This is a genomic window from Mesorhizobium sp. M0140, assembly GCF_040322475.1.
Classification (GTDB): Bacteria; Pseudomonadota; Alphaproteobacteria; order Rhizobiales; family Rhizobiaceae; genus Mesorhizobium.
In genome coordinates, this window is sequence record NZ_JAMYTM010000003.1 from 65,829 (window position 1) to 86,373 (window position 20,545).

Consider the following 20,545-nt stretch of genomic DNA (forward strand, 5'->3'; position numbering starts at 1 on the left):
AAAGAGTTTCAACCTGAAGGACCTATTGTCTATTGTACTACGTTACCTCATGTAAATTCGATATTACATTTTTATTTCAAGATTGAGACGAACCTCGAAAGAAAGCGCAAGCCTGACCGTGGCCGAGGATTTGCAACGCAACGGACCGAGATCAATGCGCCATTATCGCCAGGCGTTCGAAACCTTTGCCGGGCCTTCCGCGTTGAAGGACCAAAGGGAGATTGCAGATGTCGATCCACTTCACCGTCTCGGACCTGACAAGAAACCTGTTTCACTCGCTGGGGCTGGACCAGCGCGCGCCAAGGCCACTCAATCCCGAGCAGAGCCTGTTGCTGGAATGCTATCTGGCCGGCCAGGTTCCTGAATCAGCCTGGAGCGACTACGTCTTCGAGACGCCCGATCTTGCCCGGCATGCCGAGGCAAGGCGCAGTCACCACTGAGCGGCAGCGCCTATTTTGGAGAAGCGAATTGCAATGTGAACACGTTGCCGGCGATCCCTTGCGCCAGCTTCGCTGAGAAGGTCAGGGGCAGACAATTCTGCAGGGCGGTTGTCGCGGCGTCGACAAACGATTTCTTCGCCATGGCACCGCCTTCCACCTTGATGGCTGTCGGCCTCGGTGGGCCGATTAGCGTGCCGTCCCGCTTGAAGCTGAAGCTCAAGGTGACGCTGGCGGTTCCGGCATCCGCCGGCGGTGTCCAGCATGCCTGAATGGCGGTCCCGACATCGTTCATTGTGTTCAGTTCAGCCGCATTTGAAGGATGAACAGCACTCGCCAGCATCACACCCACAACCGCAACCCGCTTCGCAACGCTTTTCATCGCCAGCCCTCATTTCGCGCCTGACCGACAATCCATGCCGGACTGCCGAAATGGATGGTAGGGTCAACGCCGGCGATGACAATATCTCTCCGCAAAAGTTGACGCCAAAAAAGCGACAGCGGCCGAGGCTTGCGTGGCCTGATCGCTGCTCGATCGCGCCCGGCGATAGAGCAATTCCAGGAAAAGTGTGAAACGGTTTTCCCGGGGAAAGCGCATGGCGCTTCCCTTGGGAATTGCGTTGAACAAAGAGACCGCGTGCGAAAGCAAAAAGGCCGGCATTGCGCCGACCTTTCCCATCGCTACGACGTTCTGCGCCAGTACATCCGTGGTCGCGGGCCGAAAGCGAATTGCCCCGCAGTAGACAGGGCTTCGGTTAACGCATCCTTAACCTCAGGCCTTGCCTGCGACTTCACATGCGCGATATAGCCGCGCACGTCGCCGGCCGGCTCGCTATAGGCCTTGCCGAGCGTCTTCTCGATCGCCGCCACATAGTCCTTCGCCCATCGGGGCAAGGAATAGTCGACGACGGCCAGGAATTCGAGCGTCGCCGCCAGCCGGATATCGGCGATCGAAGGATGCTTGCCGCCGATGAACGGCTTGCCGTCCCTGAAGAAGCTGTGGAAGACCTCCAGCGGCTCGGCGATCGCGGCCATCGCCGCCTTCTGGGCCTCCGACTTCCTGTCGGGGTGCGCGTCGCTGTGGCCGACCTCGCCGGCATAATGCGGGAAGCCGAGCGCCGGGTAGGTGGCGCGCGCCACATAGGGGTAGAGCGTGCCGATCAGGTAGAACATGGCGCTGTCGACCATCGCCCGCTTGGCCGGCGCCTTCGGATAGAATTTCTCCAGCCCGTGCTTGTTGGCGAGATACTGCATGATGGCGCAGCTTTCCCACAGCACGCCTCTGGGGAGGCTCTTGTCCTCGATCATCGGTGTCAAATGGGCCGGGTTTCGCGCCATGAACTCCGGCGAACGGGTGTGGCCCCAGGCATCGGTCTCGGCATGGTCGAAACCGGCCGCGCGCGCAAACACCCGCACGGTCATGTTGTTGACGCTGGGCTTCAGCATGCTGAGCTTCAGCGCCGGCTTCTTGGCCGGCTTGGCCTTGGCCCTGGGCGCGGCTTTTCCCGTCGCCTTCACCGCAGGCCTAACGGCCGCCTTGGCTTTTGGCTTTGCCGCAGCTTTCGCCGCCGGCTTGGCGGCAGCTTTGGCCGCGGATTCCCCGGCAGTCTTCGTCGCTGTCTTGGCCATCTTATTCCTCCCTCTGGTCTGTTCAGTATGGGTTCTTCGCTGCCCGGTCCTCCGACAAGGTTGCGCGGGAACGCTCGACGAGCGCCTGGATCGCATCGGCGAGATGCACTTCGGCGATGTTGTAGTCGCCGCGCGCGACCCGCAGCCTGTGCGCTTCCATCAGCACATCGGCATGGGTGAAGCCCGCTGGCGGTTCGAAGCGGTAGGACGCCAACTCGACCAGCAGACCGAGCGGATCCTCGAAATAGATCGAATCCATGAAACCGCGATCCTTCACGCCGCTGTGCTTGATGCCGCGCTCGTCAAGCCGGGCGACCGCCTGCAGGAAGGTGACGCGCGACACCGAAAAGGCAATGTGGTGGACACAGCCCGGATCGGTCGGCGTGCGCCGCTTCTCTGGTGTGCGGCTCTCGTCGGTGAAGATGGTGACCAGCCGGCCGTCGCCAGGATCGAAATAGAGGTGGCTTTCCCTCGGCTTGTCGAGATTGGGCTGTTCGAAGATGAACGGCATGCCGAGCACGCCTTCCCAGAAATCGATAGAGGTCTGGCGCCCGGCGCCGACCAGCGTGATGTGATGGACGCCCTGCGATTGCAGCTTCTGCATTGGCCTTCCTCCCCACGGCATCAACTGGCCGTCCGGGCAGCGCGGCGTTCTGCGCGCCGCTGGAGCCGTATCTCAGGATCCGTGACGTGATGCTAATGCAAACAGCCTCGCGGCGCCAGAAGCGACGACGCGGCGACGCAACGGGAAAAAGCCGACTGATTGAGAGCGCCGTCCGCACTCCCGATGCCCGACATCGGAAGCACGTACGCGCTGCGCTCTTGGAGGCTGAGATCGACGAATCCGGCCGGTGGCGACCGAATTGATGTACCGACTTACGAGCCGCTGCTGTTGACCGTAGTGCCGACGTTCGTGAATATCCCGTTGAGCGAATTGCCAAGCGCCCGGGCGCCGGTGATGATCGCCAGCGCGATAAGAGCCGCGATCAAGCCATACTCGATCGCGGTCGCGCCAGGCTCGTCCCAAGCGAAACGATAGGCTATTTTCTGCATCTCAACCTCCTGCAGATACTAAAGCGACAACTAATATATCGCCGTGAGCTGCGGGGCGTTAAGGTTCTCGGTTTCGGGTCCGTTAACATTTGCCAGACGACTGAAATGAAGGCCGGAGTGGTTGGTGCCACTGGGATCTTCAAGATTGCGGCTACCTGTGCAGAGCGGGTTTTCCGAACGCCGCAGTATCGACGGTCGCCGACTTCAGAAACGAAATCGACGGCATCCTGTAATTTGTCGGAAAACTTGGTACGCCCAAGGGGAATCGAACCCCTGTTCCCGCCGTGAGAGGGCGGTGTCCTGACCGCTAGACGATGGGCGCGTTCAAGAACCGGCGATATAGGCTGAGCGCTGGGAAAAAGCAACTGGGGTTAGGCCGCTTTCCCTTGCCGAGGAAAAGCCGGCCGTCAGCCTATCGTTTCGGCTCGATCAGATCCCAGAGATTGCCATGCAGATCGGCGAAAACAGCCACCGTGCCATAGGGCTCGAAGCGCGGTGCTTCGCGGAATTCGACGCCCTTCTCCAGCATCGCCGCGTGGTCGCGGGCGAAGTCGTCGGTTTCCAGGAACAGGAAGACACGCCCGCCGGTCTGGTTGCCGATGCTTTTGCTCTGTGCCTCGTCGGAAGCCTCGGCCAGAAGCAGCCTGGCGCCCTGCCCGTTGGCCGGCGCCACTGTGACCCAGCGCTTGCCGCCGCCGAGATCGACATTTTCGACGAGCAGGAACCCCAGCCTCTCGACATACCAGGCGATCGCCTCGTCATAGTTGGCGACGACCAGGGCGACCGTGGCGACGCGACGATGCTCGGCGAACCCGCTCATCCCTGAGGCTTGCTCATTGGCCTGCTGCCGTTCATCGTTGCAGCTCGGTCACTTGTTGCGGATCGCAAAGCGGCCGATCAGGCGTCGCTCCGTGATGTCGTAGACGAAGATCGTGCGGCTGCCGTCGGCAAGCTCGGCGTCGATCGAGACCCGATTGCCGGACAGCGACTGGCTGACCACCTTGGCCCCGACCGGCAGCACGATGTCGCCGCTGACCGGTTCGCCTGCGGGTGTCTGGATATCGCCGGCCAGCGGCGGGTTCGCCGGCGGTGCATTGCGCGCTTTGTAGACAAGGGCGCCGATCACCACCATAAGGGCGAGGAACAGCAGGCCTAGATTGATCCCGACGAAGCGGACGAGTTTCCTGCGCACCTTTTCGACCTCGGGGTCGAGCGGCTTTTCCTGGTCTTCCTCGGCAATTGGGGTGGCCATGACAAACAATCCGGAACGGTTTTTCAATGAGCGCTCATAGCGAAGAGGCCCCTGAATTGATAGAGCACCAATTCATGCAGCCCACTGTGCTGGTGGCGGGCGCGGATGCGGCCGGCCTGCGCCTCGACCAGTGGCTGGCCGCAAGCCTTGGCCCGGACATGTCACGCAGCCGCGTGCAGATGCTGATCAGGCAGGGCGCGGTCTCGGTCGACGGCAAGCCTGTCGACGAGACCAAGCGCAAGATGGCGCCGGGCGAAAGCGTGTCGGTTACCATGCCGGAGCCGGAGCCGGCGGAGCCGCAGGGCGAGAACATCGCGCTCCATGTGCTCTATGAGGACGAAGAGCTGATCGTCATCAACAAGCCGGCCGGGCTTGTCGTTCATCCCGGCGCCGGCAACTGGACCGGCACGCTGGTCAACGCGCTGATCCATCATTGCGGCGACAGCCTTTCCGGCATCGGCGGCGTGCGCCGGCCGGGCATCGTGCACCGCCTCGACAAGGAGACCAGCGGCGTCATGGTCGTCGCCAAGACCGACCGCGCCCACAAGTCACTGTCCGAGGCTTTCGCCGATCACGGCCTGACCGGCGATCTCGAACGTGCCTATCTGGCGCTGGTCTGGGGGATACCGCAAAGGCCGGCCGGAAGGGTCGACGCGCCGCTCGGCCGCGCCGCCGACCGGGTGCGCCGTGCCGTGGTGCCGGAAGGACGCGACGACGCCCGCCATGCGGTCACCCACTTCGCCGTGCAGGAGCGTTTCGGCGAGAGCCAAAAGGAGTTCGCCACGGCCAGCTTGGTCGAATGCCGGCTGGAGACCGGCCGCACCCACCAGATCCGGGTCCACATGGCACATATCGGCCATCCGGTGATCGGCGACCCCGATTATGGGCAGGCCTTCCGCACCAAGGGCAACCGGCTGCCCGAACCCTTGAAAAGTCAGGTCAAGGCATTTCCCCGGCAAGCTTTGCATGCCTGGCTCCTTGCATTTCGCCACCCCACTACCCATCTAACGATGAGGTTCGAGGCGCCGTTACCGAGGGACATGGAGGAACTCGTCAGCGGCTTCCGCAAGCTCTGAACTCGCCATCAAAAAACCTGACTGACATTGTTCACTTCACCGTGACACACTGTTTCGTGTTGAACAAATGCCTGTCTTTTCTGGTTTTGTTCCTGTATAAGATCTGATGTCGCGGGCGAGCCTTTTGGTGCTCGCGTCACATGCCCGCCGCGTTTCGGGGGCATCACTCCAATCGAGAGGGGGCGCTATCATGGCCCAGTCACTACCCAGCATTGTTTCCGGCGAAGGCGGCCTCAGCCGCTACCTGGAAGAAATCCGCCGCTTTCCCATGCTGCAGCCGCAGGAAGAGTACATGCTCGCCAAGCGTTATGCCGAGCATGAAGACACCTCCGCTGCGCACAAGCTCGTCACCAGCCACCTCAGGCTCGTCGCCAAGATCGCCATGGGCTATCGCGGCTATGGCCTGCCGATCGGCGAAGTGATCTCGGAAGGCAATGTCGGCCTGATGCAGGCCGTCAAGAAATTCGAACCCGAGCGTGGCTTCCGCCTGGCGACCTATGCCATGTGGTGGATCAAGGCCTCGATCCAGGAGTACATCCTGCGCTCGTGGAGCCTGGTCAAGATGGGCACGACCGCCAATCAGAAGCGCCTGTTCTTCAACCTGCGCAAGGTGAAGGGCAAGATCCAGGCGCTCGACGACGGCGACTTGAAGCCCGACCAGATCGCCGAGATCGCCACCAGGCTGAACGTTTCCGAAGCCGAGGTGGTGTCGATGAACCGCCGCCTGTCGGGCGACGCCTCGCTCAATGCCCCGATCCGGGCGAGCGAAGGTGAGTCCGGCGAGTGGCAGGACTGGCTGGTCGACGACCACGAAAGCCAGGAAGAGATGCTGATCGAGCAGGACGAGCTGGAAAACCGGCGCGGCATGCTGTCGGGCGCTCTTGCCGTGCTCAACGAGCGCGAGCGTCGCATCTTCGAGGCCCGTCGCCTCGCCGAGGAGCCGCTGACGCTGGAAGAGCTGTCGTCCGAGTTCGACATCAGCCGCGAGCGCGTGCGCCAGATCGAGGTGCGCGCCTTCGAGAAGGTGCAGGATGCGGTCAAGGCCGCCGCCAAGCGCCAGACCCAGGCGCTGCGCACGATTGAGGCGCAGCCCGCGGCGTAAGGTTAGCTTCGGTTACAAAAATCAAGGCGGCGTCAGGAAACTGGCGCCGCCTTTTTTGTAGCGGACTGCAATGGTGGTTGGCGAAAGCGAAGGCGACATCCGATCTCCCCCCTTGCGGGGGAGATGTCCGGCAGGACAGAGGGGGGTGTGAAGGATCGCTACTTTCGGCGTCAGTCACCCAACCGAAAGACTAAAGGCACAACCACAATTAGCTGACAGGTTGGCGGGACAGCACCCCCTCTGCCCTGCCGGGCATCTCCCCCGCAAGGGGGAGATTGGCAACTTCGCCAACAGCCCCTCAAAGCCCATCCAGCGGAAACTTCAGGTACCGCCGGCCATTGGCTTCGGGTTCGGGCAGCCTTCCGCCATTCATGTTGACCTGCAGCGCATGCAGGATCAGCCTTGGCATCGGCAGCATCCTGTCGCGCGCCTCGCGCAGGGCGATAAACTCGACCTCGCTGCGGGCAGCGGCGAGATGGATGTTGGTCGCCTTCTGTATGGCGACCGTGCTCTCCCACAAAGGCTCGCGGCCGCCGGCCTGATAGTCATGGCCGACGAACACCCGCGTCTCGTCCGGCAACGCCAGAATGTCCTGGATCGAGCGCCAGAGCCGCGCGGCACTGCCGCCGGGAAAGTCCGTCCTCGCTGTGCCGCTGTCGGGCATGAACAGCGTGTCGTGGACGAAGGCGGCATCGCCGATCACATAGGTGACCGAGGCCAGCGTATGGCCAGGCGAGAACAGCACCTTGACCGGAAGCGTGCCGACCTTGAAGGTTTCGCCTTCACCAAACAGCCTGTCCCACTGCGAACCGTCGGCGGGAAAATCCGGCCAGTTGTAGATCGCCTTCCACAAATTCTGAACGTCGACGACTCTGTCGCCGATCGCCGTCGGCGCGCCGGTCTTCTCCCTCAGATAGTGTGCCGCCGAGAAATGGTCGGCGTGCGGGTGCGTGTCGAGGATCCATTCGACGCTCAGTCCCTGCTCGCTGATGAAGTCGAGCAGGACATCGGCATTCGTCGTTGCCGTAGCACCGGATTTCTCGTCGAAATCAAGGATCGGATCGATGATGGCGCATCGCTTCGCCGCCTGGTCGGCGACGACATACTGGATGGCCCCGGTCGGCTTGTCATAGAAGCCGCTGACCTGCGGCTTGGCCAAAGCTACGTCCAATTCCGGCTTCCCCAACTCTCGGTCGCCAGGAATGATTTTGCTCTGACGACACCCGAGAGGAGCATGGTTGTCCGCTCGGGCGCGGCAGTCAAGTATCACTTGGCTCGCAAGGGCGGGAAGGCCAAAGATCGCTCCGAAGCGCCTGGGATCAGGCCGATGGCTGCTTGGTCTTCCGCAGATAGGGCAAAATGGTCTCGTAGGCGCCGAAGCGCTTGATCGCGTCTTCGTTGGAGACAGCAGCGGTGATGATGACGTCCTCGCCCTGCTTCCAATTCGCCGGTGTCGCCACCTGGTGCTTGGCGGTGAGCTGCATGGAATCGACCGCGCGCAGGATCTCGTCGAAGTTGCGGCCCGTGGTCATCGGGTAGGTCAGCACCAGCTTGATCTTCTTGTCCGGTCCGATGACATAGACCGAGCGCACCGTGGCATTGTCGGCCGGCGTGCGGCCTTCCGACGTCTCGCCGGCACCGCCCGGCAGCATGTCGTAGAGCTTGGCGACCTTGAGGTCCTTGTCGCCGATCAGCGGGTAGTTCACCGAATGACCGGTCGCCGTCTTGATGTCGTCCTGCCACTTGCCGTGGCTTTCGACCGGATCGACCGAAATGCCGATGATCTTGACGTTGCGCTTCTTGAACTCGCCTTCGAGCCCGGCCATCGTGCCAAGCTCGGTCGTGCAGACCGGCGTGAAATTCTTCGGGTGACTGAACAGGATCGCCCAGCCATCACCGATCCAGTCATGGAATTTGATCGTCCCTTGCGTGGTCTCGGCGGTAAAATCCGGCGCAATGTCGTTGATACGAAGGCTCATGGTACATCTCCCCTGTAAACGGAACCGTCGGCAGCGAGGAACAGCACGCGGCAATCACGCCGACATCAAGCTGTCCCGCCCGGCATCGTTGCATCTTAGCGCAAAAATCGTGGCTGCAAGATAATATGAAACTCTTGTGGGCGGCAGGCGAGCATTTTTATGCTGCCGAATACGCTGCGCGCGTATGAGAGCCTGTTGGGCTGGACAGGAAAGGTTCCTGCCTCAGGTTTTGTTGACCGCCAGCGTCACAGTCAGGTCTTCCATGCGCTGTGCCAGCGCGCCGAGCGCGTTGGTCAGCACGCTATCGCTTTTGTCGGCTTTGGTCAGAGCCTCGTCGCGGGTCTTGCGCAGGGTCAGCACTTCGCTTTCCATGCCCTTGACGCGTTTCTGCAACTCCGAGAGTTCATCCATCACCATGATGCCGGCCATCACGGTCAGCCGCTGATCGCCGATCTCGCCGAACGAGTCCTTCAGATGCGAGACATAGCGGTCGAAACGTTCGGCAAGGTCGATCAGATGGTCTTCCTGACCTTCGTCGCAGGCCATCCGATACTGTTTGCCGTCGATGGAAACCGTGACTTGAGCCATGAGCTATCCAGCCCCCTACCTGTCCAACACAGCGCGGATGGTTTCCATGGCGGTCACCAGCCGTCGCGAGACTTCCTTGTTGGCATCTTCCAGCCGTTCGGCGCGCGCTTCGGAATTATCGAGTTCCTGCGCCAGCCGCGAGCGGTCGGCATTCATCCGCTGCACCTCGGCCTCGGCTTCGGAGTAGTCGCGTTCATGCTCGAGCTTGGCCGCGACGGCGTTTTCCAGCCCCTCGATGGCCTTGCCCAGCCTCGCGATGACTTCCTTGAGTGTGGCTTCCCCGGTCATGGCCTTCGTCCTGTGCCCTGCCCATCACCGAATCGTTCACGTTCAGAACGCGTTATCCCTGAAACATTAGGCACCGGGTGAAGGCAACGTCAACAAAGCTCTCGCGACTGTCCCCCGCTAACGCTAATGTAGGTCCGCCGCCGGCATCACAAGACCGGCAAATGTGCACCCGATTTGTTGACTAAAAGCCCGCGCCTGCTATGTGTCGCGCACCCTTTTCAAGGGCTCTCCCAAGCCCCCAAACCCCCACTTCTGGAGGAACCATGACGTCGCGTGAACAACATGACCGGATGGCCAATGCGATCCGCTTTCTCTCCATGGACGCCGTCGAGAAGGCAAATTCCGGCCATCCAGGCCTGCCCATGGGCTGCGCCGATATCGCTACGGTGCTGTTCACGCGCTTCCTGAAATATGATCCCAAGGCCCCGCACTGGGCCGACCGCGACCGTTTCATCCTGTCGGCCGGCCATGGCTCAATGCTGCTCTATTCGCTGCTGCATCTGACCGGCTACGAAGACATGACCCTCGACCAGATCAAGCACTTCCGTCAGTTGGGCTCGAAGACCGCCGGCCATCCCGAATATGGCCATGCCGCCGGCATAGAGACGACGACGGGCCCGCTCGGCCAGGGTCTCGCCAATTCGGTCGGCTTCGCGCTCGGCGAGCGCATCATGAACGCCGCCTTCGGCAACGATCTCGTCGATCATTACACCTATGTGCTGGCCGGCGACGGCTGCCTGATGGAAGGTGTTTCCCAGGAAGCCATCGCGCTTGCCGGCCATCTCAAGCTCAACAAGCTGATCGTCTTCTGGGACAACAACGACATCTCGATCGACGGCCCGGTCTCGCTGTCCGACAACACCGATCAGGTCGCCCGCTTCCGGGCCTCCGGCTGGAATGCCAGCCACATCGACGGCACCGATCCGGAAGCCATCGCTTATGCCATCGAAGCTGCCCGCCATTCCGACAAGCCGACGATGATCGCCTGCAAGACGACCATCGGCTTCGGCGCGCCAACGAAGGCTGGCACCAACAAGGCGCACGGCTCCCCTCTGGGCGCCGACGAAATCGCCGGCGCGCGCAAGTTCTTCAACTGGGATTCGCCGCCCTTCGAGATTCCAGCCGACATCCTCGACGCCTGGCGCACCGCCGGCAAGGCCGGCGTCAAGGCGCGTACAGACTGGGAAGGCCGCCTGGCCAAGGCCGATGCCAAGCTGAAGGCCGAGTTCGAGCGCCGCATCAGCGGCAAGCTGCCGTCCAATTTCGACGCCGTCATCGCTGATTACAAGAAGAAGCTGTCGGCCGACAAGCCGAAGGTCGCCACCCGCAAGTCTTCCGAGATGGCGCTGGAAGTCATCAACGGCGCCGTGCCCGAGACCATCGGCGGCTCCGCCGACCTGACCGGCTCCAACAACACCAAGACCAGCCAGACCAAGAACATCACGTCGGACGACTATGGCCAGCGCTATGTCCACTACGGCATCCGCGAGCATGGCATGGCGGCTGCGATCAACGGCCTGACTCTGCATGGCGGCCTCATCGCCTATGGCGGCACCTTCATGTGCTTCTCCGACTATGCCCGGCCGTCGATGCGGCTGGCCTCACTGATGGGCATCCGCTCCATCTTCGTCATGACCCATGATTCCATCGGTCTGGGCGAAGACGGCCCGACCCACCAGCCGGTCGAGCATCTGGCCGCATTGCGCGCCATTCCCAACCACAATGTCTTCCGCCCGGCCGACGCGGTCGAAACCGCTGAATGCTGGCAGATCGCCCTCGAGTCGGAAAAGACGCCGTCGACGCTGGCGCTGACACGCCAGAACCTGCCGACGGTACGCAACGAATTCGTTGCTGAGAATCTCAGCAGCCAGGGCGCCTACGAGCTGGCAGCCGCCAGCGGCGAAGCGGCGGTGACGATCTTCGCCACCGGCTCCGAGGTCGAGATCGCGCTCGGCGCCCGCGACCTGCTGGAAAAGCACGGCCATCCCACCCGCGTCGTCTCGGTGCCCTGCTTCGAACTGTTCGACCAGCAGAGCGACGACTACCGCAAGAAAACGATCGGCAACGCGCCAATCAAGATGGCGATCGAAGCCGGCATCCGCCAGGGCTGGGATCATCTGATCGGCTCCGACGGCATCTTCGTCGGCATGACCGGCTTTGGCGCCTCAGGCACCATTGAGCAGCTCTATCCGCATTTCGGCATCACCGCCGAAGCCGCGGTCAAGGCGGCGGAAACCCGCCTGCATGCCAAGTAGGTTCAAGGTTCGGCGAAATCGCGTAAGGCGGCCTCGCCGGGCTGGACCAACTTAATCGATTTAAATCCACGTCGCTGCGGCTGGATTCTTTCCGCTTCCGCCGCTATGAAACTGCGGACCCATCGTCTGCCCTCCAACTCCCAGGGAGAGAATAATGACCGTCAGAGTTGCCATCAACGGATTCGGCCGCATCGGCCGCAACATCCTGCGCGCCATCCATGAATCCGGCCGCAAGGATATCGACGTCGTCGCCGTCAACGACCTCGGCCCGGTCGAGACCAACGCGCATCTCTTGCGCTACGACAGCGTGCATGGCCGCTTCCCGCATGAAGTCTCGGTTTCCGGCGACCAGATCACCGTCGGCAAGGAGACGTTCAAGGTCACCGCGATCAAGGATCCGACGCAGCTGCCGTGGAAGGAACTGGGCATCGACATCGCGCTCGAATGCACCGGCATCTTCACCGCCCGCGACAAGGCAGCCGCACACCTGACCGCCGGCGCCAAGCGCGTCATCGTTTCGGCCCCGGCCGAAGGCGCCGACCTCACCGTCGTCTACGGCATCAACCACGACCAGCTGACCAAGGACCACATCGTCATCTCGAATGCGTCCTGCACCACCAACTGCCTGGCGCCGCTGGCAGCCGTGCTGCATGAGGCGGTCGGCATCGAAAAGGGCATGATGACGACGATCCATTCCTACACCGGCGACCAGCCGACGCTGGACACCATGCACAAGGATCTCTACCGCGCCCGCGCCGCTGCCCTGTCGCAGATCCCGACCTCGACCGGTGCCGCCAAGGCGATCGGACTGGTGCTGCCCGACCTCAAGGGCAAGCTCGACGGCATCTCGATCCGCGTGCCGACCCCGAACGTCTCGGTCGTCGATTTCAAGTTCATCGCCAAGCGGTCGACCACGGTGCAGGAGATCAACGAAGCGGTGATCGCCGCCTCCAACGGCAAGCTCAAGGGCATTCTCGGCGTCACCCATCACCCGAACGTGTCGATCGACTTCAACCACGATCCGCGCTCCTCGATCATGGCGCTCGACCAGACCAAGGTGATGGACGGCAACTTCGTGTCTGTGCTGTCCTGGTACGACAATGAATGGGGTTTCTCCAACCGCATGGGCGACACATCGGTCGCCTTCGGCAAGACCATCGCCTGATCACAAAACTCTCTTTTCGAGACTTGGAACGCCCGGCTTTGCCCGGGCGTTTTTCATGAGGGCGGCTTGCGCCTTTCCAAATTGTGTCCTGGACGCCAAAACATCCAAAAATCAGCGGCATAGGCCAAAAAGCCACCCTGCCGCCTTGCACTGGTCACGTCTTCGCCCCACTCTCTCGCAAAGCAGGAGACAGACGAATTTGAGGGGCTGATTTCAGGATGGAGCATGCGATCTATCTCGTCACGCTGGTCGGCACAGCGCTTGTCGTCGCCGCCGCGTTTTCGAGCCTGATCGCCTTCCGCTTCGGCGCCCCTCTTCTGCTCCTGTTTCTCTGCATTGGCCTCGCCACCGGCACCGACGGACTCGGTATCCAGTTCGACAACGCCCGCATCGCTTATTTTGCCGGCTCACTGGCGCTGGCCGTCATCCTGTTCGATTCCGGTTTCGGCACGCCGCTCAACGCCTTGCGGCAGGCTGCAGGCCCGGCGTTGTCGCTGGCGACCTTCGGCGTAATTCTGACCACCGGCCTGTTCGGCGCCGCCGCCCATTATCTGCTCGATCTCACCTGGCTGGAATCCTTCCTGCTCGGGGCTGCCGTCGCCTCCACAGATGCGGCGGCCGTGTTCTTCCTGTTGCGAGCCGGCGAGATCAATCTGCGCGAACGCGTGCGCTCGACGCTGGAGGTGGAATCCGGCACCAACGACCCGATCGCCATCTTCCTGACCATCACGCTGGTAGAGATCATCGCCGCCCACGCCAACCCCGAGACCAATGTTCTGGTCACCAGCCTGTTCCTCGGCTTCCTCCTCAATATGGGCCTCGGTGCAATCGTAGGCGTGCTGGGCGGTCTCGCCATCGTGCGCCTCGTCGACCGGCTCAATCTCGACCACGGCCTGCTGCCGATCTTCGTGCTGACCTTGTCGCTGATGGTGTTTGCAGCAGCCGGCGCCATTGGCGGCTCAGGCTTCCTGGCGGTGTATATCGCCGGCCTTATCGCCGGCAATTCCGACATCCGAGCCGTCACCATCCTCAAGCGTTTCCAGGACGGCATGTCGTGGCTGGCGCAGATCATCATGTTCCTCATCCTCGGCCTGTTCGCGACGCCGTCGCAGTTTCCGGCGATCATGGTGCCGGCGGTGCTGCTCGGCCTATTCCTGATGTTCGTGGCGCGGCCAGTCGCCGTCTGGCTCTGCCTGATCCCGTTCCGTCTGCCGCGCCCCGAAGTCGCCTTCATCTCGTGGGTCGGCCTGCGCGGCGCGGTGTCGATCCTGCTCGCCATCACCCCGCTGCTCGGCGGGCTGGAAAACGGCCGTGTCATCTTCAACAGCGCCTTCATCATCGTGCTCGTGTCGCTGGTCATCCAGGGCTGGACGGTCGGACCGCTGGCGCGCCGCCTCGGCCTGATCGTGCCGGCACGGCTCGGACCGCTGGACAAGGTCGAGCTGGAACTGCCGGGCTCGGCCCATCACGAGCTTCTCGCCTATCGGGTCGCACACGGCAGCCCGGTGGCGCGCGGCGAGCGCATCCCGCGCTGGGCACGGCCCTCGCTGGTGCTGCGCGACGGCCGCTCGATGCGCTTCCAGGACATGGGCCGGCTCGCCGCCGGCGACCAGGTCTATATTTTCGTGCCGGACCGCTATCCGCGCCTGCTCGACAAGCTGTTCGCCAGCCGTGCCGTGGTCGATCCCGAGGATGCCGATTTCTTCGGTGCGTTCGCGGTCGACCCCGCGCGCTCAGCCGCCGAACTGGAAGCGGCCTATACGCCGGGCCTGACCGAAGCGGAGCAAAAGCTCACCGTTGGCGCGCTGGTCACGGCGCGGCTCGGCGGCCATGCCGAATATGCCGACCGCGTCCTGCTCGGCCCGATAGAACTGATCGTCCGCGACGTCGACGACAAGGGCAAGATCATAGGCCTCGGTCTGTCTTTCGAGCCGACCGCGCCGGTGGCGCGGGTGCCGGTCTTCCTCAGCGCCGGCGAAATCGGCGATCGGCTTTCCGCCTTCATCCGCAACTGGCGCAAGCCGACCGAGACGCAGGAGGCCGAGGCGCGGACGGACGAAAAACCGGCCCCGGAGCCAGCGCCGGAAAAGGCAGCAACCGAAAGCTGACAAACCGCTATTGAGCGCTGCCATTCATCCGCCCCGCCGGCGCAAGATCGTACCCACTTCAAAATTTCGGTTCGAGCGCGCCCTAAGCCTTGCATCGTCACCGATGCGGGGTATGGTCCCCCGGTTTTTCGCGAAAGGAACCCGCATGGCCGCCTTCAAGACACTCGACGATATCGGCAACATCAGCGGCAAGCGCGTGCTGGTGCGCGTCGACCTCAACGTGCCTGTCGCCGACGGCAAGGTCACCGATGCCACCCGCATCGAACGCATCGCACCGACTATCGCCGAGCTATCGGCCAAGGGCGCCAAGGTCATCCTGCTCGCCCATTTTGGCCGCCCCAAGAATGGCCCCTCGCCCGAATTCTCGCTGGAGCCTATCGCCAGGGCGACAGCCGACGTGCTCGGCCGTCCCGTCGGTTTCGCCTCGGATTGCGTCGGCGACACGGCCGGAAGCGCTGTCGCCGCCATGAACAAGGGCGACGTGCTGCTGCTCGAAAACACCCGCTTCTACAAGGCCGAGGAGAAGAACGAGCCGGCCTTCACGGAAAAACTCGCCGCCAATGGCGATATCTTCGTCAACGACGCCTTCTCGGCCGCGCACCGCGCGCATTCTTCGACGGAGGGGCTGGCGCATCTGTTGCCGGCTTTTGCCGGCCGCACCATGCAAGCCGAGCTTGAGGCGCTGGAGAAGGGCTTGGGAAAACCGGTTCGTCCGGTCGTCGCCATTGTCGGCGGCGCCAAGGTCTCGACCAAGATCGATCTGTTGATGAACCTGGTGAAGAAGGTTGATGCCCTCGTCATCGGTGGCGGGATGGCCAACACCTTTCTTGCCGCGCGTGGCACCAATGTCGGCAAATCGCTGTGCGAGCATGATCTCGCCGCGACCGCCAAGCAGATCATGATCGAGGCGGCCGAGGCCGGCTGCGCCATCATCCTGCCGGTCGACGGCGTCGTCGCCAGGGAGTTCAAGGCGGGCGCGGCCTGCGAGACCGTCGCTATATCGGATGTGCCGGCCGACGGCATGATCCTCGATGTCGGCGCCAAAACCGTGACGGCCATCGGCGAATGGATCGACCGCGCCGCGACACTGGTCTGGAACGGCCCGCTCGGCGCCTTCGAGATCGCGCCCTTCGATCATGCGACGGTGGCAGCTGCCAAGCACGCGGCGTCGCGCACCAAGGCCGGCAAGCTGGTCTCGGTCGCCGGCGGTGGCGATACGGTGGCGGCGCTCAACCATGCCGGCGTCGCCGACGACTTCACCTATGTCTCGACCGCCGGCGGCGCTTTCCTGGAATGGATGGAAGGCAAGCCGCTGCCCGGCGTCGACGTCTTGAAGCGCTGAGGCTCCGAGGCGATCAACACTCGGAGAGCGAACAAGGCCGCCCGAGGCTTTCAATCGATTCGAGCTTTCCGATGCCATTCCTTTGGCGGTAGACTTCCGTTAAGCGCGGAACAACCGTTTCAGGAGAAGCCACAATGAGCGAACGTCTCGAAGACATTGCCGCTGCGATCGTCGCCGATGGCAAGGGCCTGCTGGCCGCCGACGAAAGTTCGGGCACCATCAAGAAGCGCTTCGACGTCATTGGCGTCGAATCGACAGCCGACAGCCGCCGCGATTACCGCGAGATGATGTTCCGCACCAGGGAGGCAATGACCCGCTACATCTCCGGCGTCATCCTCTATGACGAGACGATCCGCCAGAAGGCCGCCGACGGCACGCCGCTGGTCGACATCATCAAGGCGGCCGGCGCCATCCCCGGCATCAAGGTCGATGCAGGCGCCAAGCCGCTGGCCAGGTTTCCCGGCGACACCATCACCGAAGGCCTCGATGGCCTGCGCGAGCGCCTTGCCGACTACTACAAGCTCGGCGCCCGCTTCGCCAAATGGCGCGCGGTGATCGACATCGATGTCGCCAAAGGCGTGCCTTCGGGGACCTCGATCGGCTCCAACGCCCATGCGCTCGCCCGCTATGCCGCTCTTTGCCAGGAAGCCGGCATCGTGCCGATCGTCGAACCGGAGGTGCTGATGGATGGCGCCCACGACATCGACACATGCTACGAGATCAGCAAGGTGATTTTGCTCAAGCTCTATAGCGAACTCTACGCGGCGCGCGTCGTGCTGGAAGGTACTATCCTGAAACCGAACATGGTGCTGGCCGGCAGGAAATCAGGCAAGGTGAGTGGCCCTGAAGAAGTCGCGGAAAAGACTATAAAGCTGTTCCGCGAAACCGTACCGGCAGCGGTGCCGGGCATCGCGTTCCTCTCCGGCGGCCAGGAGGACGAGGAGGCGACCGCTAACCTCAACGCCATCAACGCCATCGGGCCGCACCCGTGGAAGCTGACCTTCTCCTATGGTCGCGCGCTGCAGGCCGCGCCACAGAAAGCCTGGAGCGGCAAGGCCTCGAACGTCGCCGTCGGTCAGGCTGCCTTCACCCATCGCGCCCACATGAACCATCTGGCAGCGCTCGGAAAATGGAAGGCGAGCCTGGAACAGGCCGCCTGACCACAGTCCTTTCTTCCTCCTTCGAACCCGGGCCGATGCGCCCGGGTTTTTTGTTTGTGACTTGCCGGGCTTGGGGCGGAGCCTCTCCGTCCTTATTTCCTCTCGGGCGATGTCGGGTTGTGCTCATCCCGAACGTCCTTGGAATGACACTTCAGGGAGAGGTTCATGCATCGCAACAAGGTCGTTTCGCGCGAAGACTGGTTCCAGGCGCACAAGGCGCATCTGGCGCGCGAGAAGGAACTGACGCGGCTCCGCGAGCGGATCGCGGCTGAGCGGCGTGAATTGCCCTGGCTGAAGATCCGGAAGGACTATGTCTTCGAGACCGGGCAAGGGCCGAAGAGACTGGCCGACCTGTTTGCCGGCAACAGCCAGCTGATCGTCTATCACTTCATGTTCGGGCCGGGCTGCGTCAATCATTGCGAGGGCTGCTCATTCCTTGCCGACCATATCGACGGCGCCAATCAGCATCTGCGGCATCACGACGTGTCGCTGGTCGTGGTTTCGCGCGCCCCACTGGCGGAACTTCTGCCTTACAAGCAGCGCATGGGCTGGAAGTTCGACTGGGTGTCGTCCTATGCCTCGGATTTCAACTTCGACATGCAGGTCTCCTTCACCGACAAGCAGATCGCCGCCGGCGACACCACCTACAATTTCGAGACCCGTCCACGGACATCGAAGGAGCTTCCCGGCACCAGCGTTTTCTACCGGGACGAGACCGGCGACATCTTGCTCACCTTCATGTCGCGCGCCCGCGGCGGCGAGGCGCAGATCGGCGCCTACGACTATCTCGACATGACGCCGAAGGGCCGCAACGAGAACGGCCCCTATCACGGACTGATGGATTGGGTGCGGCTGCACGATGAATATCAGGGCAAGCAAGCGGGGCAGGCGAGTTGCTGCGATTGAAGAGCGTTCCCGTCGACCAAAACATGCGCTAAGGCTGCCGCTGATCGTTTTACGGTACTGCTATGCGCTTCCCGGCCCTACTCACCTGGCTCGCCTTCCCGGTCTATATTTGGCAAGGCCTCGGCGTGCGACGCCGCACCACGCGCATGCTGCCGGCGCAAGGGCCGGTCATGCACGAAATACCAGGCAAGGCGCCGGCGATCTCGCTTCTGGTGCTGGGCGATTCCTCCGCCGCGTCGGTCGGCATCGGCAATTCGGAAGACGGGCTTGCCGCGCAACTCGCCGTGCTGATTTCACAAAGCACAGGCCGCGCCGTGCGCTGGCGGGCGGCCGGCTTCAATTCGGCAACGTCGGGCCAGATCCGCGACCATGTCCTGCCCAATCTGTCGGCCGATCCGTGGACGCATATCGTGCTGGCCATCGGCACCAACGACGCCAAGAATTTTCACTCCGTGCCGCGCTTCAAGAAGGAGTTCGGTGGCCTGCTCTACGGCCTGCGCGCCAAATGGCCGGAAGCACGCGTGGTATGGTCGCCGGTGCTGGAGTTCACCCGGGCGCCGGCCATGCCGCCGCTGCTCGGAAAAATTCTTGAGATTCGCGCCACCGACATGAACCGGATGGGCGAACGCCTTTGCCTGGAGCGCGGCGCGGTGCCGGCGCCGCGCCTGCCGATCACCAATCCGGAAGCCGGCTTTGCCTCGGACGGCTTTCACGCCTCGGAAGCAGGCTACCGGGCTTGGGCCGAGCATCTGGTTGGCCCGGTGCTTGGCAATGGGGCACCGACGACAAGTGCCGTCCTACGTCAAATGCCCGAGCACGGCCGCCAGTGAAATCGCGGCCATGGCGAGCAGTGCCAGCTTCCAGAAATCGCCGCGTCGCTTGAGGCCTGGCCAGCCGAGCGGCTTGATCAGTTGAATGACCATGAAACCGACGATGACAAGGGCGAGGAATTTCGTCATGCCGCCTTTGACCAGCAACGCGCCCGGCTGTCAAAGCACGTCGTTCATTGCCTGAGAAAGAACGACGCCGCGATCCTAGGTCGGAACGCGGCGCCCGTCTGCAACTGGGAAAACGATCTACTTCAGCGGCTTGAGGCCAGCCTCGATCGAAGCCCGCTTCGGTTCGAGGAATGGCGGCAAGGCGAGGCTTTCCCCCAGTGTTTCCAGCGGCTCGTCGGCGGTGAACCCCGGCCCGTCGGTTGCGATCTCGAACAGGATGCCATTCGGCTCGCGGAAGTAGAGCGAACGGAAATAATAGCGCTCGACCTCGCCGCTCGACGGCAGCCGGAACTCGGCCAGCCGCGCCGTCCATTGATGCAGCGTCTCCTGGTCCGGCGCCCTGAAGGCGACATGGTGAACCGCACCCGCGCCTTGCCGCGCCGGCGCCAGTCCCGGCTGCACCAGGACATGCAACTCCGCCGCCGGCCCGCCCTCTCCCATTTCGAAGACGTGAACCTGCCCCTCCGGCGAGACATAGTCGCGCGCCTTGCGCATGTTCATCACTTTGGTCACCACCGCTTCGGTGTTGGTGATGTCGGGAACGCTGATGACGATCGGCCCGAGCCCGCGTATCTGGTGCTCGACCGGTACCGGGCTTTGCGCCCAGGGATGGCTGCCGCCCTTGCCGCCATCGCGGACCAGGCGCAGACGCTGGCCCTCGGGATCTTCGAAGTCCAACGACGCATAACCGCCGATGTCGGCGACCTCTCCTGTTGCCAGGCCTTCATCGGTCAAGTGTTGCTTCCACCAGGCAAGGCTCTCCCGGCTGCCGACCCTGAGGCTGGTCCGCACGATGCTGTGCGTGCCGCGCCGCTCGCGGCCGACCGGCCAGTCGAAGAAGGTAAGGTCGGTGCCCGGCGTCGCTTCGCCGTCGGCATAGAAGAGGTGGTAGGCCGAGGTGTCGTCCTGGTTTACGGTCTTCTTGACCAGCCGCAGACCCAGCACCTTGGTGTAGAAATGAAGATTGCCAGGCGCATTGGCGGTGATGGCGGTCAGATGGTGGATACCTGTCAGTTGCAAGCTCATCGTCGTCTCCCTGCTGTTGGGGAAGAATTTTCTCCCTTCATATCAGACCTGCGGTCACCTCGCTGAAGGCCTCGTATTCCGACAGTCCGTCGCCGGACGCTGAACAGCGGCGCCGAAAACAACGTCGTCGCCATGAACAATCGGACGTCGCAAACCTGCCTTGAGGCACCGCTCGATGCGG

Annotated in this window: 22 protein-coding genes and 1 tRNA gene; 10 read left to right on the forward strand and 13 right to left on the reverse strand. The window is 62.8% G+C overall.

The genetic code is table 11. The annotated features are described in order from the left end of the window. Positions 1 to 227: 227 nt before the first annotated feature. Positions 228 to 440: a hypothetical protein gene (locus NKJ37_RS03990; RefSeq protein WP_023810978.1), complete on the forward strand. Its 213-nt coding sequence runs from the start codon at positions 228 to 230 to the stop codon at positions 438 to 440. A 10-nt stretch (positions 441 to 450) separates the two neighbouring features. On the opposite strand, the gene NKJ37_RS03995 is transcribed toward NKJ37_RS03990, so the two are convergent. The 7 genes from NKJ37_RS03995 to NKJ37_RS04025 form a co-directional block, all read right to left on the reverse strand. Then, the gene (locus NKJ37_RS03995) at positions 451 to 819 is read right to left on the reverse strand and encodes a UCP034077 family protein (protein WP_128305017.1); all 369 of its coding nucleotides are present in this window, start codon (positions 817 to 819) and stop codon (positions 451 to 453) included. Positions 820 to 1,118: 299 nt separating this feature from the next. Then, positions 1,119 to 2,066 (reverse strand): glutathione S-transferase family protein, encoded by a 948-nt coding sequence (locus NKJ37_RS04000; protein WP_352772825.1) that lies wholly within the window; start codon positions 2,064 to 2,066, stop codon positions 1,119 to 1,121. A gap of 22 nt (positions 2,067 to 2,088) precedes the next feature. Continuing rightward, the gene (locus NKJ37_RS04005; RefSeq protein ID WP_352772828.1) at positions 2,089 to 2,670 is read right to left on the reverse strand and encodes a VOC family protein; all 582 of its coding nucleotides are present in this window, start codon (positions 2,668 to 2,670) and stop codon (positions 2,089 to 2,091) included. A gap of 272 nt (positions 2,671 to 2,942) precedes the next feature. After that, complete coding sequence (locus NKJ37_RS04010) at positions 2,943 to 3,119, reverse strand: Flp family type IVb pilin (protein ID WP_352772831.1); 177 nt, start codon at positions 3,117 to 3,119, stop codon at positions 2,943 to 2,945. Between the two features lie 247 nt (positions 3,120 to 3,366). Continuing rightward, positions 3,367 to 3,441, reverse strand: a tRNA-Glu gene (locus NKJ37_RS04015). A 90-nt stretch (positions 3,442 to 3,531) separates the two neighbouring features. Further along, positions 3,532 to 3,939, reverse strand: coding sequence for a VOC family protein (locus tag NKJ37_RS04020; protein WP_023810974.1), 408 nt, complete (start codon positions 3,937 to 3,939; stop codon positions 3,532 to 3,534). Between the two features lie 48 nt (positions 3,940 to 3,987). Further along, positions 3,988 to 4,371 (reverse strand): fimbrial protein, encoded by a 384-nt coding sequence (locus tag NKJ37_RS04025; RefSeq protein WP_352772833.1) that lies wholly within the window; start codon positions 4,369 to 4,371, stop codon positions 3,988 to 3,990. Between the two features lie 26 nt (positions 4,372 to 4,397). Between NKJ37_RS04025 and NKJ37_RS04030 the strand changes: the two genes are divergently transcribed. Next, the gene (locus NKJ37_RS04030; RefSeq protein ID WP_352772836.1) at positions 4,398 to 5,447 is read left to right on the forward strand and encodes an RluA family pseudouridine synthase; all 1,050 of its coding nucleotides are present in this window, start codon (positions 4,398 to 4,400) and stop codon (positions 5,445 to 5,447) included. A 190-nt stretch (positions 5,448 to 5,637) separates the two neighbouring features. Then, positions 5,638 to 6,549: an RNA polymerase sigma factor RpoH gene (gene rpoH, locus NKJ37_RS04035; protein WP_013529255.1), complete on the forward strand. Its 912-nt coding sequence runs from the start codon at positions 5,638 to 5,640 to the stop codon at positions 6,547 to 6,549. A 298-nt stretch (positions 6,550 to 6,847) separates the two neighbouring features. Here rpoH and NKJ37_RS04040 read toward each other — a convergent pair whose 3' ends face one another. The 4 genes from NKJ37_RS04040 to NKJ37_RS04055 form a co-directional block, all read right to left on the reverse strand. Continuing rightward, positions 6,848 to 7,720 (reverse strand): MBL fold metallo-hydrolase, encoded by an 873-nt coding sequence (locus NKJ37_RS04040; RefSeq protein WP_352750517.1) that lies wholly within the window; start codon positions 7,718 to 7,720, stop codon positions 6,848 to 6,850. Between the two features lie 148 nt (positions 7,721 to 7,868). Continuing rightward, entirely contained in the window at positions 7,869 to 8,528 is a 660-nt protein-coding gene (locus NKJ37_RS04045) for a peroxiredoxin (protein WP_127260439.1), read from the reverse strand. Between the two features lie 222 nt (positions 8,529 to 8,750). After that, a complete protein-coding gene (locus NKJ37_RS04050) occupies positions 8,751 to 9,116 on the reverse strand; it encodes a cell division protein ZapA (RefSeq protein WP_352772839.1) in 366 nt (121 codons plus the stop codon). Between the two features lie 15 nt (positions 9,117 to 9,131). After that, positions 9,132 to 9,404 carry a DUF4164 domain-containing protein gene (locus tag NKJ37_RS04055; protein WP_013529251.1) on the reverse strand — a complete coding sequence of 91 codons (273 nt, stop codon included), beginning with the start codon at positions 9,402 to 9,404 and terminating at the stop codon, positions 9,132 to 9,134. Positions 9,405 to 9,667: 263 nt separating this feature from the next. Between NKJ37_RS04055 and tkt the strand changes: the two genes are divergently transcribed. From tkt to NKJ37_RS04090, 7 genes are all read left to right on the forward strand, one after another. Then, the gene (gene tkt, locus NKJ37_RS04060) at positions 9,668 to 11,659 is read left to right on the forward strand and encodes a transketolase (RefSeq protein ID WP_352772842.1); all 1,992 of its coding nucleotides are present in this window, start codon (positions 9,668 to 9,670) and stop codon (positions 11,657 to 11,659) included. Between the two features lie 154 nt (positions 11,660 to 11,813). Beyond that, complete coding sequence (gene gap, locus NKJ37_RS04065) at positions 11,814 to 12,824, forward strand: type I glyceraldehyde-3-phosphate dehydrogenase (RefSeq protein WP_128305873.1); 1,011 nt, start codon at positions 11,814 to 11,816, stop codon at positions 12,822 to 12,824. Between the two features lie 218 nt (positions 12,825 to 13,042). Next, complete coding sequence (locus tag NKJ37_RS04070; protein ID WP_352442026.1) at positions 13,043 to 14,932, forward strand: potassium/proton antiporter; 1,890 nt, start codon at positions 13,043 to 13,045, stop codon at positions 14,930 to 14,932. 145 nt (positions 14,933 to 15,077) lie between these two features. Next, positions 15,078 to 16,274, forward strand: coding sequence for a phosphoglycerate kinase (locus NKJ37_RS04075; protein WP_352442025.1), 1,197 nt, complete (start codon positions 15,078 to 15,080; stop codon positions 16,272 to 16,274). Between the two features lie 134 nt (positions 16,275 to 16,408). Beyond that, the gene (locus NKJ37_RS04080) at positions 16,409 to 17,434 is read left to right on the forward strand and encodes a class I fructose-bisphosphate aldolase (protein WP_352442024.1); all 1,026 of its coding nucleotides are present in this window, start codon (positions 16,409 to 16,411) and stop codon (positions 17,432 to 17,434) included. Positions 17,435 to 17,599: 165 nt separating this feature from the next. Beyond that, positions 17,600 to 18,340 (forward strand): DUF899 domain-containing protein, encoded by a 741-nt coding sequence (locus tag NKJ37_RS04085; protein ID WP_127296844.1) that lies wholly within the window; start codon positions 17,600 to 17,602, stop codon positions 18,338 to 18,340. A gap of 62 nt (positions 18,341 to 18,402) precedes the next feature. Next, positions 18,403 to 19,170 carry an SGNH/GDSL hydrolase family protein gene (locus tag NKJ37_RS04090; RefSeq protein WP_352442022.1) on the forward strand — a complete coding sequence of 256 codons (768 nt, stop codon included), beginning with the start codon at positions 18,403 to 18,405 and terminating at the stop codon, positions 19,168 to 19,170. On the opposite strand, the gene NKJ37_RS04095 is transcribed toward NKJ37_RS04090, so the two are convergent. Both NKJ37_RS04095 and NKJ37_RS04100 read right to left on the reverse strand, forming a co-directional pair. Further along, positions 19,138 to 19,299, reverse strand: a complete 162-nt coding sequence (locus NKJ37_RS04095) for a hypothetical protein (RefSeq protein ID WP_023810961.1) — start codon at positions 19,297 to 19,299, stop codon at positions 19,138 to 19,140. The two genes, NKJ37_RS04090 and NKJ37_RS04095, sit on opposite strands and share 33 nt — an antisense overlap. A gap of 117 nt (positions 19,300 to 19,416) precedes the next feature. After that, positions 19,417 to 20,364 (reverse strand): ring-cleaving dioxygenase, encoded by a 948-nt coding sequence (locus tag NKJ37_RS04100; RefSeq protein WP_352442021.1) that lies wholly within the window; start codon positions 20,362 to 20,364, stop codon positions 19,417 to 19,419. Positions 20,365 to 20,545: the final 181 nt, after the last annotated feature.